15 protein-coding genes are annotated in these 15,522 nt (G+C 63.6%); 8 read left to right on the top strand and 7 right to left on the bottom strand.

The window, feature by feature from the left end; all coding sequences use genetic code 11:
• Positions 1-172 precede the first annotated feature (172 nt).
• Positions 173-1,693 carry an ABC-F family ATP-binding cassette domain-containing protein gene (locus C5J26_RS30355; RefSeq protein ID WP_105405148.1) on the bottom strand — a complete coding sequence of 507 codons (1,521 nt, stop codon included), beginning with the start codon at positions 1,691-1,693 and terminating at the stop codon, positions 173-175.
• A 425-nt stretch (positions 1,694-2,118) separates the two neighbouring features.
• Between C5J26_RS30355 and C5J26_RS30345 the strand changes: the two genes are divergently transcribed.
• Positions 2,119-2,424: an alkylphosphonate utilization protein gene (locus tag C5J26_RS30345; protein WP_046631329.1), complete on the top strand. Its 306-nt coding sequence runs from the start codon at positions 2,119-2,121 to the stop codon at positions 2,422-2,424.
• Between the two features lie 129 nt (positions 2,425-2,553).
• Here C5J26_RS30345 and C5J26_RS30340 read toward each other — a convergent pair whose 3' ends face one another.
• The gene (locus tag C5J26_RS30340) at positions 2,554-4,128 is read right to left on the bottom strand and encodes a helicase HerA-like C-terminal domain-containing protein (protein ID WP_105405146.1); all 1,575 of its coding nucleotides are present in this window, start codon (positions 4,126-4,128) and stop codon (positions 2,554-2,556) included.
• Positions 4,129-4,244: 116 nt separating this feature from the next.
• Between C5J26_RS30340 and C5J26_RS30335 the strand changes: the two genes are divergently transcribed.
• From C5J26_RS30335 to C5J26_RS30320, 4 genes are all read left to right on the top strand, one after another.
• Positions 4,245-5,228 carry a YihY/virulence factor BrkB family protein gene (locus tag C5J26_RS30335; RefSeq protein ID WP_105405145.1) on the top strand — a complete coding sequence of 328 codons (984 nt, stop codon included), beginning with the start codon at positions 4,245-4,247 and terminating at the stop codon, positions 5,226-5,228.
• A 92-nt stretch (positions 5,229-5,320) separates the two neighbouring features.
• Positions 5,321-5,710 carry a hypothetical protein gene (locus C5J26_RS30330; RefSeq protein WP_007764435.1) on the top strand — a complete coding sequence of 130 codons (390 nt, stop codon included), beginning with the start codon at positions 5,321-5,323 and terminating at the stop codon, positions 5,708-5,710.
• Positions 5,711-5,883: 173 nt separating this feature from the next.
• Positions 5,884-6,168, top strand: a complete 285-nt coding sequence (locus C5J26_RS30325) for an acylphosphatase (RefSeq protein WP_105405144.1) — start codon at positions 5,884-5,886, stop codon at positions 6,166-6,168.
• Positions 6,169-6,448: 280 nt separating this feature from the next.
• Positions 6,449-7,492: a magnesium transporter CorA family protein gene (locus tag C5J26_RS30320; RefSeq protein WP_105405143.1), complete on the top strand. Its 1,044-nt coding sequence runs from the start codon at positions 6,449-6,451 to the stop codon at positions 7,490-7,492.
• Positions 7,493-7,742: 250 nt separating this feature from the next.
• Here the strand turns inward: C5J26_RS30320 and C5J26_RS30315 are convergent, their stop codons facing one another.
• From C5J26_RS30315 to C5J26_RS30305, 3 genes are all read right to left on the bottom strand, one after another.
• Positions 7,743-8,570, bottom strand: coding sequence for an aldo/keto reductase (locus tag C5J26_RS30315; RefSeq protein ID WP_105405142.1), 828 nt, complete (start codon positions 8,568-8,570; stop codon positions 7,743-7,745).
• 103 nt (positions 8,571-8,673) lie between these two features.
• Positions 8,674-9,711, bottom strand: a complete 1,038-nt coding sequence (locus tag C5J26_RS30310) for an aldo/keto reductase (RefSeq protein WP_105405141.1) — start codon at positions 9,709-9,711, stop codon at positions 8,674-8,676.
• Positions 9,712-9,735: 24 nt separating this feature from the next.
• The gene (locus tag C5J26_RS30305) at positions 9,736-10,932 is read right to left on the bottom strand and encodes an MFS transporter (RefSeq protein ID WP_105405140.1); all 1,197 of its coding nucleotides are present in this window, start codon (positions 10,930-10,932) and stop codon (positions 9,736-9,738) included.
• Positions 10,933-11,298: 366 nt separating this feature from the next.
• On the opposite strand from C5J26_RS30305, the gene C5J26_RS30300 reads away from it, so the two are divergent.
• Both C5J26_RS30300 and C5J26_RS30295 read left to right on the top strand, forming a co-directional pair.
• Positions 11,299-12,192 (top strand): LysR family transcriptional regulator, encoded by an 894-nt coding sequence (locus C5J26_RS30300; protein ID WP_105405139.1) that lies wholly within the window; start codon positions 11,299-11,301, stop codon positions 12,190-12,192.
• A 107-nt stretch (positions 12,193-12,299) separates the two neighbouring features.
• Complete coding sequence (locus C5J26_RS30295; RefSeq protein WP_105405138.1) at positions 12,300-12,635, top strand: hypothetical protein; 336 nt, start codon at positions 12,300-12,302, stop codon at positions 12,633-12,635.
• Positions 12,636-12,691: 56 nt separating this feature from the next.
• On the opposite strand, the gene C5J26_RS30290 is transcribed toward C5J26_RS30295, so the two are convergent.
• Positions 12,692-13,351 (bottom strand): glutathione S-transferase family protein, encoded by a 660-nt coding sequence (locus tag C5J26_RS30290; RefSeq protein ID WP_105405137.1) that lies wholly within the window; start codon positions 13,349-13,351, stop codon positions 12,692-12,694.
• Between the two features lie 313 nt (positions 13,352-13,664).
• The gene (locus C5J26_RS30280) at positions 13,665-14,390 is read right to left on the bottom strand and encodes a gamma-glutamylcyclotransferase (RefSeq protein ID WP_105405136.1); all 726 of its coding nucleotides are present in this window, start codon (positions 14,388-14,390) and stop codon (positions 13,665-13,667) included.
• A 233-nt stretch (positions 14,391-14,623) separates the two neighbouring features.
• On the opposite strand from C5J26_RS30280, the gene C5J26_RS30275 reads away from it, so the two are divergent.
• Positions 14,624-15,517 carry an alpha/beta fold hydrolase gene (locus C5J26_RS30275; RefSeq protein ID WP_371681966.1) on the top strand — a complete coding sequence of 298 codons (894 nt, stop codon included), beginning with the start codon at positions 14,624-14,626 and terminating at the stop codon, positions 15,515-15,517.
• Positions 15,518-15,522 lie beyond the last annotated feature (5 nt).

The following is a 15,522-nucleotide window of genomic DNA, read 5'->3' as shown; positions in this document are numbered from 1 at the left end:
ACCCTCCCCCTTGTGGGGAGGGTGGCCGGCAGGCGGGCGGGGTTTTTATACTGGTTGAAGGCCCCTCCCCAACCCCTCCCCACAAGGGGGAGGGGCTCCACGCACCGTCGTCCCCTCACATGCTATCGCCCTACCGCGAGCGGGGAAAAGGGTAAGAAGCAATTCCATCGAGTCAGCCGCGGCTCGCCGTAAAGAAGCTCTCCGGCCCCTCCACCTCGACCAGCCGCCGGCCTTCCACCAGCCAGAACCGCGTGCCGACGGCGCGCACGAAACTGCGGTCGTGAGAGACAAGCAGGCAGCTTGCCTGGTGCGCCATCAGCTCGCTTTCCAGCGCCTCCTGCCCGTCGATATCGAGATGGTTGGTCGGTTCGTCGAGCAGGTAGAAATTCGGCTCGCGCAGCCGCAGCGCCAAAAGGCCGAGCCGCGCCTTCTGCCCGCCCGAAAGCTCTGCCACCGGCCGCGCCTGCATCTCCACCGTGACGCCGATGCCGGCGAGCAGCGAGCGCGCCTTCTGGTCGCCGATGTCGAACCGGTGGATGATCGTTTCGTGCGGCGTCTGCCGGTCGTCGAGATCGGCGAGCGACTGGTCGCCGTAGCCGAGGATCAGCGTCGGCGTCGTCTTGATGCCGGCGATTGTCACGGAAGGCTTGGCGATCGCCCGGCGCAGCATCGTCACCAGCCGCGTCTTGCCGGTTCCGTTGCGGCCGAGCAGCACGATCCTGTCGCCCTGGCAGATGAACTGCTTGCCGGTCTTGAATAGAAGCGTGCCGTCCGGCGTCGTTACCGCCGCATCCTCCAGCGTCACCAGCACCTTGGCATGGGTACCGCGATTGGCGAGGCGGATGGCGCCGGCCGAGCGTTCCAGATGCGCCGGCTTGGCCGTATCCTCCAGCTTCTCGGCGCGTTCCTTCAGCTGCTTCGTCTTGACGACCAGCAGGTCGCTGCCCGAGTTGATGCCGATATTCTTCAGCTTCGCCGCCTGCCGGCGCAGCTGGTCGGCCGTCTTCATGTCGCGTTCGTAGCGCTTCGCATCCGCCGCATCCGCCTCGTCGAGCGCTGCCCGGGCTCGGGAATAGGGGAGGGAGAAGCTTTGAGAATTCTCCGGCCGCAGGAAAAGCGTGCGGTTGGTCACAGTGTCGAGGAAGGCGCGGTCGTGGCTCGACAGGATCACCGGCATGTCGCGGGGCAGCGCGTTTAGCCAGTCTTCCAGAAGTGCGATCTTGGCAAGATCGAGATGGTTGGTCGGCTCGTCGAGCAGCAATGCATCCGGTTCCGTCACCCAGGCCCGCGCGATCAGCGCCAGCCTCTGCCAGCCGCCGCTCAGCGCCGCAAGCGGCCGCTCACGCAACTCCTCCGGCACGTCCATCCCTTCGAGCGCGACATCGGCGCGCCAGCTTTCGCTGTCAATCTGGTCGGCCGGAAGCGCCTGGAGCACGGCTTCGCGAAAACTCGCCTGCATCAGGCCGGGGGGCACGTTCTGCTCCACCATGCCGATCGTCAGTCCCCGGCTTCTGGTGATCTCGCCCTCGCTCGCATCGAGCGTGCCGGCGATGCATCTCAAGAGCGTGGACTTGCCGCGCCCGTTGGCCGCGACGATGCCGATCCGGTCGCCGGCGTTGACGCTGAGGTTGAGCCCGGAAAACAGCGGACTGGACAGGGTGATTCCGAGATTGCGGAGGTTGATGAGGCTCATTGTTATTCTCTGGTCTTGGCTTGCAGACACAGGACATCGCGGGCACTCGCGGCCATCGTCGATGTCATGCACAATTTGCAGCGTGTTCGGAAATCGCAGCTATGCACGAGCGGGCGCTCGGCGCTGCGGACCACGAAGGGCAGACCAGGAAGGTGTATTTTAAGAGAAACGGCCTCTGGTCAGCCCTGCAAACGCATTTGCAGGGCGTCGACGGGACCACGCGTCCGGTAATACCGGAAATAGAAATTGTGCACGTGATCCTCCTTTCTCTTGAAAAGCACATTGGCGAAATACCATCGCACTCAGGCGAATGCAACCGGACCATACCAGGCCGGCTTATCGCCGCGGAGCTTGCCCGGGACGGTTCGGCTGTTATAAGCGGCCATCGCCGACTGGCGAATTGTTGATTTTCAGGAGAGACGCCGATGGCTGGCGATGACGACGAATACGTCTATGACGAAGCGACCGGCGACTGGCGCCCGGCCTCCGAATTGGCCGCTGCCGCAGGTGCCGGTGCCGCCGAGGTTCGCGACGCCTCCGGAACCGTCCTCAAGGACGGCGATTCCGTCACCCTGATCAAGGACCTCAAGGTCAAGGGCGCCGGCCAGACCCTGAAGCAGGGCACGGTCATCAAGTCGATCAAGCTGACCGACAACCCCGAAGAAATCGATTGCCGGCATGAGGCGATCAAGGGACTGGTGCTGCGGACGGAGTTCGTGCGCAAGCGCTGAGACCGGAGTAGGTGCCAAGCGTCGCCCGCTTCGGCGCGCCGCCCCCCTCTGCCCGGCAGGGCAGAGGGGGGTAAACCCAGTCGAAGGTCTATGATCGTATTCTGTAATCTACCCGTCCGCCTCGTAACCCTACCGCTTCAAGCTCCCCAATATCCCCCGCACGATCGCTCGGCCGACCTGTGTCGCAACCGTCCGGGTCACGCTCTTCATCGCCGCTTCGATGATCGTCTCGCGCTGGTAGCCGGAGCGGCGCGGTTGGGCGCGGCCCTGGTCGTTGTCGTCGTCCTTGCTGCCGCCGAAGCCCGGCAGGGTCCAGCCGGTCGTTTCGCCGGAACCCGCGGGCGGGGCGGATTGCAGCTCGTCCTGCGCCTTTCTGGCAGCGGCCGCATCGGCAGCCTGCTTGGCGCGTGCGGCGAGGATTTCGAAGGCGGATTCGCGGTCCATATCCTCGTCATAGAGGCCGAGCACCGGGCTCTTGTCGAGGATCATCTGCCGCTCCTGGTCGGAAAGCGGGCCGATGCGGCCGGAGGGCGGGCGCACCAGCGTGCGTTCCACGATGGAAGGCGCACCCTTGCCTTCGAGCGTCGAGACCAGCGCCTCGCCGGTGCCGAGATTGGTGATCGCCGTGGCGCAATCGAAATCGGGGTTGGGGCGGAACGTGTCGGCTGCCGTCTTCACCGCCTTCTGCTCGCGCGGCGTATAGGCGCGCAGCGCGTGCTGCACCCGGTTACCGAGCTGCGCGAGCACGGTTTCCGGCACGTCGAGCGGGTTCTGGGTGACGAAATAGACGCCGACGCCCTTGGAGCGGATCAGGCGCACCACCTGTTCGACGCGCTCGGTCAGCACCTTTGGCGCGTCGTTGAAGAGCAGATGCGCCTCGTCGAAGAAGAACACCAGCTTCGGCTGTTCCGGATCGCCCACTTCCGGCAGTTCCTCGAACAGTTCCGAGAGCAGCCACAGAAGGAAGGTCGCGTAGAGCCTGGGGTTCATCATCAGCTTGTCGGCGGCAAGCACCGAGATCTGCCCGTAACCGGTGTTCGGGTTGGTCCGCATGATGTCTGAAATCTTCAGTGCCGGTTCGCCGAAGAAATGCTCGGCACCCTGCTGTTCCAGCACCAGCAGTCCGCGCTGGATCGAGGCGACGGAGCTCTTCGAGATCAGCCCGAACTGGCTCGACAGCTCGCTGGCGTTCTCGGCCATGTAATTCAGCAGCGAGGCGAAATCCTTGAGGTCGAGCAGCGGCAGGTTCGCCTTGTCGGCGATCTTGAAGGCGATGTTGATGACGCCTTCCTGCGGCTCGGATGCATCCATCAGGCGCGACAGCAAGAGCGGCCCCATCTCGGCGATGGTGGTGCGCACCCGGTGGCCCTTTTCGCCGAACAGATCCCAGAAGATCACCGGGAACTGCTCGAAATCATAGTCCGCAAAGCCGATCTGCTCGGCGCGCTTCAGGAGAAAATCCTTAGGCTCTCCCTTCAGGGCGATGCCGGACAGGTCGCCCTTGATGTCGGCGGCGAACACGGGCACGCCGGCCTTCGAAAAACCTTCGGCGAGAACCTGCAGGGTCACCGTCTTGCCGGTGCCGGTGGCGCCGGTGACGAGACCATGGCGATTGCCGAACTTCAGTTCCAGATATTCAGCCTTGTTGAGCGAATCGTCCGGCTTGCGGCTGCCGCCGATGAAGAGCTTTCCCGTATTGTCCATGCAACTATGCGCTCCCTGACCGCGTTCTGTGGCAACTGCTTATAGGATGTGCGGAGGCGCCGGGCAACGGCAACGAGATCGGCCCGCGCCCGCTTGCGAGGGAAGGCTGGGTAGGCATGACGACCGGCGAAAGGGCGGCCGCATTGGAAACCGACAGGGGCCGTGAGGCCGACGCTCCGGAGGAGATTCCCTCCCCGGGCCTGAAGGACGTCTTCTGGCGCGTCTATGCCGGTGTCACCAAGGACCGCATCATGCTGATCGCCGCGGGCGTCACCTATTATCTGCTGCTGGCACTGTTCCCGGCGGCAAGCGCACTCGTATCCCTTTACGGTTTCGTCGCGGATCCCTCGGCGATCGTCGACCGCATCGCGTTCCTGAGCTCGGTCATGCCGGCGGACGGCCTCAACATCTTTCTTGAGCAGTTGCGGGCGCTGACGTCGGAGCGCAACACGACGCTGTCGATCGCCCTGATCGGCGGTCTGGCGCTGGCGCTGTGGAGCGCCAACAACGGCATGAAGGCGCTGTTCGAGGCAATGAACGTCGCTTATGCGGAAGAGGAAAAGCGCAGCATCGTCCGCCTCAACCTCATCTCGCTTCTCTTCACGCTCGGCGCGCTTTTGCTGGCGATCGTCATCCTGTTTGCGATGGGCGTCGTGCCGGCGGTGCTGCGTTATCTCTGGCTCGACCGCTTCACGGAAATCATCATCCGGCTGGCGCGCTGGCCGGTGATGATGCTGTTCGTGGCCGGCGGGATCATGATGCTCTACCGCTTCGGCCCGAGCCGCGAACCGGCCAAACTCAAGTGGCTCACCTGGGGTGCGGCATTCTCGACCGTCGCATGGCTCGCCGCCTCGATTGCGGTTTCCTTCTATCTGGGGAATATTGCCGACTACAACGCCACCTACGGCACGCTCGGCGCGCTGATCGGTTTCATGGTCTGGACATGGATATCGGTCATCATCGTCATCGTCGGTGCCGAGATCAATGCCGAACTCGAACACCAGACGGCCCGCGATTCGACCACCGGCACGCCGGTGCCCTTGGGCGCCCGCGGCGCCTACATGGCCGATACGGTGGGCGAGAGTTCCGGCGAAACATGAAGCCTGGAGATGCTTCACGCTCCCTGTTGGCTTCGGCTAAGACTGTGTGTATTACCTTGACGTGAACGTCAAAACCTTCAGGAGAGAGATTGATGAACGAACTGGTTTCCCGCGTTGCCGAGAATGTCGGCATTGCCCCTGACGTCGCCGAAAAGGCGATCGGCATGATGCTCGGTTTCCTGCAGCGCGAGGCCGATGACGGCGCGGTTGCCAAGATGATCGAGGCGATCCCCGGCGCTTCCGAACTGGTCGCCAAGTTCAACGGCGAAGGTGCCGGCGGCGGCGGTCTCCTCGGCGGCCTGATGGCAAGCTTCGGCGGCGGCGTCATGGCGCTCGGCCAGCAGCTGATGAGCCAGGGTCTCGGCATGGGCGAGATCACCGGCCTTGCCAAGGAGACCATGGCGGTCGCCCGCGAACACGCCGGCGACGAGGTCGTCGATACGGTCATCGCTTCGGTCCCGGGCCTGTCGCAGTTCGTCTGATCTGCATCCTTCGACTTTTCCAAGCCGTCGGCCGCGAGGCCGGCGGCTTTTTTTGTCATCTAAGGCAATGAGGCCGGCGAGGAGCCGATCGGATACCGTCGGCACCCTTGCAGGCTTGTCCTCGGTTTCGCACTCTCCATGTCAATGAGAGTAACCCAAGATGGGAGGTTGCCATGTCCGATGATGACGAGGCCGCCATGGTGCGGATAACGGGAAGGGTGCAAGGCGTCGGTTTCCGTGCCTGGACCCGTGAGGAGGCGGAGCAGCTGGGCTTGACGGGCTGGGTCCGCAACGAGCCGGATGGTTCCGTCCTTGCTTTGCTCGCGGGATCGCCCGCCGGCATAGCGCAAATGCTCGAGCGTTTCCGGCACGGCCCGCCCGGCGCGTCCGTCTCCGGTGCGGAGCGACAACCGGCAACGCTCGCGGAAAAGCCGGTCGGCTTCCGGATCACCAGATGACCCGGCCGATCGCTCGGTTTGCCGGTTATCCGGCCCGAAGCGGCGGCAGTTGTTTTCGGCTCGGCTGCGACAGAAAAGCCATTGACTTTTCATCCTCTAAGGCACATTTCCAAAAGCGAAGTGACGCCCGACCGGGCGCCGCTCTTTCAAAGGACAATTGAGATGAACCCCGACAGTCGAAGTTCGACGTCATCATACCGACCCGTTCCTCCGGGGCTCTAGTCCTTGCTTGAAAGGATGCGCGCTCCGAAGGGACCGATGGTCCGAAAAAGGAGCCGTCATGCTGCGCATCCATGCCTACGACCTTGATCGCCTTGTTTCCGTCGCTTCCGACGTGCCGGCCGTTGCCGTAGCGCCGGTCGCTACTGATCCGTCGGCACCGGTCACGCCCGCCCCCGCAACCCCTGCAGTCGTCTGGTACGACCTCGTCAGCCCGACGCCCGACGAGGAACGCATCGTCGGCGAGCGCGTCGGCATCACCGTGCCGACCATGGACGAGATGGAGGATATCGAACTCTCCGCCCGCCTCTACCAGGAGGACGGCGCCGAGTTCATGACGATGACGGTGCTGACCAGGCCCGACGCCGGCACGCCGCGGAAGGTCCCCGTCACCTTCATCGTCAAGGGCCAGGTCCTGGTCACCGTGCGTTATGCCGAGCCGCGCCCCTTCGATGCCTTCATGGCGCGTGCCCGCAAGCCGAACGGTGCCGGCCTGCATTGCGGTTACGGCGAACTGATCATGACCGGACTGATCGAGGCGATCATCGACCGCATGGCCGACACGCTGGAACGGCTCGGCACCGAGATCGACCAGATTTCCCAGGAAGTCTTTTCGACCAAGGCCGCCAAGGCCAACAAGAAAACCCGCGACCTGCAGGACCTCATCCGCGAGGTCGGCCAGAAGGGCGAGTTCATCACCGTCGTGCGCGAAAGCCTCGTCAGCGTCTCCCGGGTCGTTGCCTATTACGCAGCCCTCGACGGCGTCGACCGCAAGCTGTCGAAGGAACTGCGCCAGCGCCTGAAACTGCTGCAACGGGACGCCACCTCGCTCGGCGATCACTCCGCTTTCCTGTCCGGCAAGATTAATTTCCTGCTCGATGCAACGCTCGGGCTGATCAATCTCGAACAGAACCAGATCATCAAGATCTTTTCGGTCGCCTCGGTAGTCTTCCTGCCGCCGACCCTGGTCGCCTCGATCTACGGCATGAACTTCGCCAACCAGCCGGAGCTGCAATGGCACTACGGCTACCACATGGCGATCGTCATGATGATCGTCTCGATGGCCCTGCCGTACATGTATTTCAAGCGGAAAGGCTGGCTGTGACCAAGGAAGGCCTCCCGTTTTCTCGCGGAGGCCGCGGCTTGCTCCCTCTTCTCCCCGGCGGGGAGAAGTGCCGAGCATAAGCGAGGCGATGAGGGGGATGAGGAGCGGTCCGGCGAAGCCGGAGTAATCGATCCACTGGATCGATTACAGCGACGAACACGCGAACCGTAATGTTTGAGCCAGAATGTGGCTTCGCCCCCCTCATCCGGCCCTCCGGGCCACCTTCTCCCCGCTGGGGAGAAGATAATCCTCAAAGATCCCATTCCGGGGCCAGATGGCCCGGGCTGACGATGCGGCCGGTCGGCTTGGCGAGGGCGTGGATCGCCTGCATTTCGTCCTCAGACAGCGCGAAATCGAACACGTCGAAGTTTTCCGGCAGGCGGGAAACCGTCGCGGTCTTGGAAAGCGCGATCACGTCCTTCTGCTGGATCGCCCAGCGCAGCGTCACCTGCGCGGCCGTCTTGCCGTGCTTGGCGCCGATATCCTTCAGCACCGCGTCGCCCGGCACCGCGCCGTTCGCCATCAGGTAATAGGCGGTCAGCGACATGCCGTGCCTGGCGACTTCGGCCAGAACCTTCGTCTGGTCGAGATAGGGATGGTATTCCACCTGGTTGGTGGCAAGCGGCGCATCCGAAAGCTTCACCGCTTCGGCGATCAGCGCGACGGAAAAATTGGAGACGCCGATATTCTTCACCTTGCCGGCCTTCTTGAGCTCGTTCAGCGCGCCCATGCGGTCGGCGAGCGGCATTTCGCTCTGCGGCCAGTGGAGGAGAAGCAGGTCGACATAGTCGGTCTTCAGCTTGGCGAGGCTCTCGTCGACCGAGGCGACGAAGGCGGCATGGCCGACGCGGTCGACCCAGACCTTGGTGGTGAGAAAGATATCGGCGCGGGGGATGCCGGATTTCGAAAGCACATCGCCGACGGCCGCCTCGTTCTTGTAGATCTGTGCGGTATCGACATGGCGGAAGCCCAGCTTCAGGGCCTCCGGCAGCACGCGGGCGACGTCTTCGTCAGGCATGCGGAAGGTGCCGAAACCGAGGGCGGGAATGTTGGCGCCGTTGGCGCTGACTGTGAACATATGGAACTCCTGTGGGGAAGCCCGGCATACGGCCGGGCCAAATGAGGCCCGTATTACATGGACCGATTCTGTGACGGATCAACCACCCTGATTTCAGCAGGCGTCAGCCAGCAAGCGGCGGGTTGAGGCGGGCAAAACCTTCCTGGCGCCGATAAGGGAAATGCGGGTAGGGGGCTGTGACGGCGCTGGCCGCATCCAGCCCGCCGATCTGTTCCGCAGTCAGCGACCAGCCGACGGCCCCCAGATTCTGGCGAAGCTGCTCCTCGTTGCGGGCGCCTATGATTATCGAGGAGACGGTCGGTCGGCTGACGAGCCAGTTGATCGCCACCTGCGGCACCGTCTTGCCCGTCTCGTCGGCCACCACCTGCAACGCATCTACGACGCGGTAGAGCAGCTCGTCTTCGACGGGCGGGCCGAAATCCGCCGTCTCGTGCAGACGGCTGCCTTCCGGAAGCGGCTTACCGCGGCTGATCTTGCCGGTGAGGCGTCCCCAGCCGAGTGGGCTCCAGACGAGCGCGCCAAGCCCCTGGTCCTGTCCCAATGGCATCAGGTCCCATTCGTAGTCGCGGCCGACCAGCGAATAATAGACCTGGTTCACGACATAACGCGTCCAGCCATGTTTCTCGGCGGCGGCGAGCGACTTCATGATCTGCCAGCCGGAGAAGTTCGAGACGCCGATGTAACGCAGCTTGCCATCCTTCACGAGCTGGTCGAGCGTCGAGACGACCTCTTCGACAGGCGTGGAGGCATCGAAGGCATGCAGCTGGAAGATATCGATATGATCGGTGCCGAGCCGCTTCAGGGCCGCATCCACCGCGCCGATCAGGCGGGATCGCGACGAGCCCCAGTCGTTCGGCCCGTCGCCGGTCGGCAGGCTGGCCTTGGTGGAGATCAGCACCTCGCCCCGCCGGCCCTTGATCGCCTCACCCAGCACCTCTTCCGAAGCACCGGCCGAATAGACGTCGGCCGTGTCGAACAGGTTGACGCCGGCCTCGAGGCAGATGTCGACGAGGCGACGGGCTTCTTCGACGTCGGTCGTACCCCAGTGGCTGAACAGCGGGCCGGAGCCGCCGAACGTGCCGGCTCCGAAGCTTAGGACCGGCACCCTGAGGCCGGATTGTCCGAGATTGCGGTATTCCATGATCATGTTCCTTGGATGCGAAGGTTATTCGGCCGGGCAGGAGAGGGCGGGATTGCCGCTGACGGCGGTTTCGCGCTTGTCGAGACGGATGGCGAAGAGGGCGACGGCAAGCGCTGCAAGCGGCACCAGGCCGGCGATCAGGGTGACCGAGCCGAGACCGGGACCATGGTCGATGACCACGCCGCCGAGCCAGGCGCCGATCGCATTGCCGAGATTGAAGGCGGCGATGTTGAACGACGAGGCAAGCCCTTGGCCGGCACCTTCGGCCTTCTGCAGCACCCAGATCTGCAGCGGCGAGACGGTGGCGAAGGCTGCTGCGCCGAACAGGCCGATGGCGATGACGGCCAGCACCGGCTGATGGATCGCGGCCGTCAGCACCAGCAGCACGACGGAGAGCGCAATCAGGCTGGCGACGATGGTCGGCACCAGATGACGGTCGGCAAGCCAGCCGCCGGCAAGGTTGCCGATCACCAGGCCGCCGCCGAAAACGAGCAGGATCGGCGAGACCGCGGCTTCCGAAAAGCCGGTGATCTGCGTGAGGATCGGGGCGATATAGGTGAAGCCCGCAAACACGCCGACCCAGCTCAGCACGGTGATCAGAAGCCCGAGCAGAACCGAGCGGCGGCCGAGCACGGCAAGCGCGCCCTGCGAGCTTTCCTCCTGATTGTCCGCGGCCTTGTCCTTCGGAACGAAGAGCGCGATGACGGCGAGAGCCACGATGCCGATCAGGGTGACCGCAAAGAAGGTCGAGCGCCAGCCGAAGGCCTGGCCGAGCCAGGTGCCGAAGGGCACGCCGAGAATGTTGGCGACTGTCAGGCCGGTGAACATGATGGCGATGGCCGAAGCCTTTTTGTTCGGGGCGACGAGGCTGGTGGCGACCACAGAGCCGACGCCGAAGAACGAGGCATGCGCGAATGCGGTCAGCACCCGTGCCGCCATCAGCGTCCAGTAGTCGGGTGCCAGCGCACAGGCGAGGTTGCCGACGGTGAACACCACCATCAGGCTCATCAGCAGGGTCTTGCGCGGCCATTTGCCGGTCAGCATGCCGAGAATGGGCGCGCCGGCGACGACGCCGAGTGCATAACCGGAGATCAGCAGGCCGGCGGCCGAGATCGACACGCCGAGATCTTTGCTGACGTCGATCAGCAGGCCCATGATGACGAATTCGGTGACCCCGATGCCAAAGGCACCGGCCGTCAGCGCGTAGAGAGCGAGAGGCATTGGCTTGGGTCCTTGTCCTTGGGAGGAAGGAATTGATGATCGTTGGTGAAGCCCCCTCATCCGCCTGCCGGCACCTTCTCCCCGAGGGGAGAAGAGGCATGCCGCACGGTCCCGTTCACATCTCGCCCTCAGCGCGGAGGAATAGTCGCGAACAGGTCCGATCTTCTTTTCCACGAGGGCCAAGAGGAACGGATACGGTCACGACATCTCCTCTTCTCCCCAGCGGGGAGAAGGTGCCGGCAGGCGGATGAGGGGGCCCTGGGTGACAAGGAGGCCTTCTGCACTGCAATATCGTCGTCCCGGACTTGCGTGTGTAGCCGCACAAGCGGATAATCATTTGTGAATTGAAGTCACAGGTGATGAGGAATGGACAACCGCGCCGGCGAAATGGAAGTCTTTGCTCTGGCAGCCGAGCTCAAGAGCTTTTCCGCCGCGGGGCGAAAGCTGAAGCTCTCCCCGTCCGCGGTCAGCAAGCTCGTGACCCGGCTGGAGGATCGGCTCGGCACCCGCCTCGTGGTCCGTTCCACCCGCATGCTGCAGCTGACGCCGGAGGGGGAGACCTATCTGGCGCGGGCGCAGCGCATCCTGGCCGAGATCGCCGATACGGAAGAGATGGTCTCCGGCGGTGGCCGGACGCTGCCGCGCGGGCCGCTGTCGATTAACGCTTCGGTCGGTTTCGGAGAACGGTATGTCCTGCCGCTGACCTGCGAATTCCAGCAGCTTTTCCCGGATGTGCAGCTCGATATCACGCTGACCGACGACATCGTCGATTTGATCCGCGAGCGGGTCGATATCGCCATCCGCCACGGGCCGATGCGCAACTCGTCCCTGATGGCGCGAAAGCTCGGCGCGAGCCGCCAGGTGGTGATCGCCTCGCCGGGTTATCTGGAGCGTCACGGTGTCCCGAAGATGCCGGCCGAGCTTATCCATCACAACTGCATCAATTTCAATTTCCGGCGGGCGGTCGAAGGCTGGCCTTTTCGTGATCCGAAAACCGGCAGCCGGGAGCTGTTGCCGGTTTCCGGGAACCTGAAGGCGAGCAACGGCTCGATCATCCGTCAGTTCTGCCTGGATCACCTCGGCATCGGCCGCGTCGGGCGTTTCCATGTGGAGCCAGATATCGAGGCCGGCCGGCTCGTACCGGTTCTGGAGGATTTCAACCCGGAGGACATCGAGGAAATCCATGCCGTTTATGCCGGCCACGAGCACCTCGCCCTGCGCATCCGCACCTATATAGATTTCCTCGCGGCACGACTTTAAGAGATCGCTCCGGTCGTGTTGATCGGCAAACGTGTCTTCTATGCCACAGATTCGCCTTGCTTTAGCCGATTTCCGTACCCAAATCCCGGGTTCAGGAGAATCCCGGCATGAGTGACCAACTGAACGACATCATCGCCCGTCTGCGGGCGGAGGTAATTGCCGATTCGTCGGAGTACCCACACGTGAACGTGCCGCTGGAAGACCTGCGGCTCATCGTCCAGAGCTTCGAAATCCTTCATGCGGAGAAGGAAGCGCTGCGCCGCCGCGTGGAACAGCACGCGGAAGTCGTAGAAGCCGTCGAAGTCTTTATTGCAGCTTACCGCGACAAATATAAGAACTATGGCAACGGCGGCGTTCGTCCCAGCGCCGTGCTTCGCCGCGAGGTACGGATGATCTGGGCTGCCATGAACGGTCACGTCCTGGCGACCGAGAGCACGTTCTAAGCGTTGCGGGGCACGCTGGGCCGGATCGGTAGCCGGATAGACGCGCCGCCGACCTGTCAGTCCCTGTCCGGTGCGCCGAGGGGGAAGAACGAGCGGTAGGGCCGGGCCTCGTCCACCGCACGCGCAAAAGACGGCCGGGCGAGCAGCCGGCTGCGATAGGCCCGCACATGGGCGAACTGCTCGCCGATCCGGTGCGTCCAGTCCGCGTAGAAGAGGGCAGGCGCCGCGGCGCAATCGGCGAGGCTGAACGCATCGGCCGCCGCCCATTCCCGACCCGCCATCCGTTCGTCCAGCCAGCCATAGGCGGCATCCAGCATGCCGCGCGCTTCCTGCACGCCGTATGGATCGCGGTGCTCTTCCGGCCGGATGGCGTTGAAGACCACCTTTTGCTGTGGGGTGGAAATGTAGTTGTCAAAGAAGCGATCCATCATCCGCACATCGAGCGCCGCATCCGCATCGTCGGGGATCAGCTTCACCGGGCCGGGATAATGAAGATCCAGATATTCGATGACGATCGACGATTCGAAGACCCGTTTCTCCCCGTCGAGCAGGACCGGGAAGCGCTTCACCGGCCACATGCTGCAGAGGTCTTCATAGGCCGAAGGATCCTCCGGCCCGAGCATGCGGGTGTCGAACTCGGTGCCGTTCTCATAGAGCGCGGTGAGCACCTTCTGGCAGTAGGACGAGAATGGATGCGAATACAGAACCGGACGCATGACGGCCTCCCATAACCGATTGCGAAGTGAAACTGGTTTATGGATAACTCAGCCGATTGCTTTTTGCAATCGGTTTATGTTGGCATGATTTCCTGCCGAGCAAGATCGCCCCCCTCTGGCCTGCCGGCCATCTCCCCCACGGGTGGGGAGATCACATGCGGCTCGACCTTCGCCCAATATTGACCCTGCGCGGAATAGTAGCGTCTCTTTCTTGGGAGACGCCGGCGCTCCCAGCCAATCTCCCCACCTGTGGGGGAGATGCCCGGCAGGGCAGAGGGGGGCTGACACGGCACGACCTCTCCCGTTTCCCGCCTCACGCCCCGACCGCTTCCACCTTCTCCCGCACGTGCATCCCGCGGATCTCCTTCGCCACCATTTCCTGCAGCCGCCAGAGATTACGGTCCTGGATGCCGAATTCGGCGAGATGCACGACGGTATTGTAGAGATATTCGGCACACGATCCCCGATGCCCGCAGGCGCGCGCCAGAACCTTTGCGACCTCGTCGAGCGGCAGCAGCGGCCGGATGATGCGCTTGCTCGTGCCGCCGACCCAGAAGGTCAGCGCCCGCACGGTCTCGCCGGCCTGGGTACGGACCGGCAGCCAGCGGAACGAAGTGAGGCTGTCGCGATGGCTGACTTCGCGGCGCAGGGCTTTTTCGATCTGGACGCGCTTGTCGTCGTCGGCGACCCGGTAGATCACCCCGTCGCAGCGGCCGCCGCGCGACAGCATCATCATCAGCCCCGGCTGTGTCGGCGAGCCCCGGCCGCGCTCGATCCTTAGCGAAAAGGAGCGATGCCAGCCGAACGCGGCGGCCCGCTGGCAGGCGATGCTGTCGAAGCCCGGCTTCCAGATCAGCGAGCCATAGGCGAAGACCCAGAGCGGATCCTCGCCGATTTCCGCCGCCAGGCGATCGGCGATCTGAATGTAGTCGTCGTCGGTCAGCGGCTCCCAGGTGGCGGGTGGGCCAGGGTCTGCTTCCTCGCGGAAACAGAGATCGACCAGATCCTGCGTCAGCGACAATGTGGATTGTTTCGGCATGGCTTCGAACGGCTTTTCGGGCAGGACGACAAAACGGCAAGGTCCGAGAGTGCAAGCCGATCAGGCCTGAGTCAACCGTCTTGCTGCGCTGCGGCCGAGGCCCGGGCCACGAAGGCAGGAGGCCTTCCGGCACTGCCCGCGGGAGGAAAGTCGGCCGGGTGCCACGAAATGGTCACGGAACATTTCCAGCATGAACCATTCTTGAAGAGCTGACGGTTCAAGGAGCGATGATCATGGATATGACCACCGAAGCCCCACCAGATCGGATGCGGGCGAGACACAAGTGGCTCGATCTCAAAGGCATGAAGGTGTTTTACCGGGAGGCGGGCAGGGTCGGTGCGCCCGTGCTTCTGCTGCCGCACGGCTATCCGTGCTCGTCCTATGAATTCCGCGAGTTGATGCCGCGGCTTGCTGACCGCTGGCATCTGGTCGCGCCGGATTTTCCGGGTTCGGGCTATACCGACACGCCCTCGGCCTTTGCCTACGATTTCGACGGTTTTGCCGATTTCCTCGATACGTTCACGCAGACGCTGGGGCTCGATCGGTTCGCGCTCTACCTCCACGATTTCGGTTCGCAGATCGGTCTTCGCCTGGCGATCCGGCGGCCCGAGAAGATCGCCGCGCTGATCGTCCAGAACGGCGATATCTACGAGGATGCGCTCGGCCCCAAATATGCCGGCCTGCAGGAGTTCTGGCGCAACCCGACCGAGGAAGGCCGCCGCACGATTGCAGGCGCTGTCAGCGAGGAGGGTTTCAGGGAAGAGTTTCTCAACGAGGTCCGGCCGGAGATCGCCGAGCGCATCTCGCCGGACCTGTGGAAACTGCACTGGGCGCTGATGGACGAACGGCGGCGGCAGATCGCCGTCGATGTCATCGCCGGGCTGCGCGAGAATGTCGCCTGGTTTCCGCGTTATCAGCAATATCTGCGCGACCGCCAGCCGCCCACCCTGATCGTCTGGGGGCCGCAGGACGGCTACATGCCGGAAAAATCCGCCCGCGCCTTCCTGCGCGACCTGCCCAGGGCGGAACTTCATCTTCTCGATGGTGGTCATTGGCTGCTGGAAACCAATCTCGACGAAGTCGCACCGCTGATCCGCGATTTCCTTGGTCGGGTGCATTCCGGTTGATGGCC

The organism is Neorhizobium sp. T7_12 (genome assembly GCF_002968535.1).
Taxonomy (GTDB): domain Bacteria; phylum Pseudomonadota; class Alphaproteobacteria; order Rhizobiales; family Rhizobiaceae; genus Neorhizobium; species Neorhizobium tomejilense.
The sequence above is the reverse complement of the archived record's forward strand: the minus strand, read 5'-3'. Positions and strand labels throughout refer to the sequence as shown.

Excerpts from the sequence above, each read along its gene's own strand:
- C5J26_RS30355 (WP_105405148.1), bottom strand. The coding sequence starts at position 1,693 with ATGAGCCTCATCAACCTCCGCAATCTCGGAATCACCCTGTCCAGTCCG.
- C5J26_RS30345 (WP_046631329.1), top strand. The coding sequence starts at position 2,119 with ATGGCTGGCGATGACGACGAATACGTCTATGACGAAGCGACCGGCGAC.
- C5J26_RS30340 (WP_105405146.1), bottom strand. The coding sequence starts at position 4,128 with ATGGACAATACGGGAAAGCTCTTCATCGGCGGCAGCCGCAAGCCGGAC.
- C5J26_RS30335 (WP_105405145.1), top strand. The coding sequence starts at position 4,245 with ATGACGACCGGCGAAAGGGCGGCCGCATTGGAAACCGACAGGGGCCGT.
- C5J26_RS30330 (WP_007764435.1), top strand. The coding sequence starts at position 5,321 with ATGAACGAACTGGTTTCCCGCGTTGCCGAGAATGTCGGCATTGCCCCT.
- C5J26_RS30325 (WP_105405144.1), top strand. The coding sequence starts at position 5,884 with ATGTCCGATGATGACGAGGCCGCCATGGTGCGGATAACGGGAAGGGTG.
- C5J26_RS30320 (WP_105405143.1), top strand. The coding sequence starts at position 6,449 with ATGCTGCGCATCCATGCCTACGACCTTGATCGCCTTGTTTCCGTCGCT.
- C5J26_RS30315 (WP_105405142.1), bottom strand. The coding sequence starts at position 8,570 with ATGTTCACAGTCAGCGCCAACGGCGCCAACATTCCCGCCCTCGGTTTC.
- C5J26_RS30310 (WP_105405141.1), bottom strand. The coding sequence starts at position 9,711 with ATGGAATACCGCAATCTCGGACAATCCGGCCTCAGGGTGCCGGTCCTA.
- C5J26_RS30305 (WP_105405140.1), bottom strand. The coding sequence starts at position 10,932 with ATGCCTCTCGCTCTCTACGCGCTGACGGCCGGTGCCTTTGGCATCGGG.
- C5J26_RS30300 (WP_105405139.1), top strand. The coding sequence starts at position 11,299 with ATGGACAACCGCGCCGGCGAAATGGAAGTCTTTGCTCTGGCAGCCGAG.
- C5J26_RS30295 (WP_105405138.1), top strand. The coding sequence starts at position 12,300 with ATGAGTGACCAACTGAACGACATCATCGCCCGTCTGCGGGCGGAGGTA.
- C5J26_RS30290 (WP_105405137.1), bottom strand. The coding sequence starts at position 13,351 with ATGCGTCCGGTTCTGTATTCGCATCCATTCTCGTCCTACTGCCAGAAG.
- C5J26_RS30280 (WP_105405136.1), bottom strand. The coding sequence starts at position 14,390 with ATGCCGAAACAATCCACATTGTCGCTGACGCAGGATCTGGTCGATCTC.
- C5J26_RS30275 (WP_371681966.1), top strand. The coding sequence starts at position 14,624 with ATGGATATGACCACCGAAGCCCCACCAGATCGGATGCGGGCGAGACAC.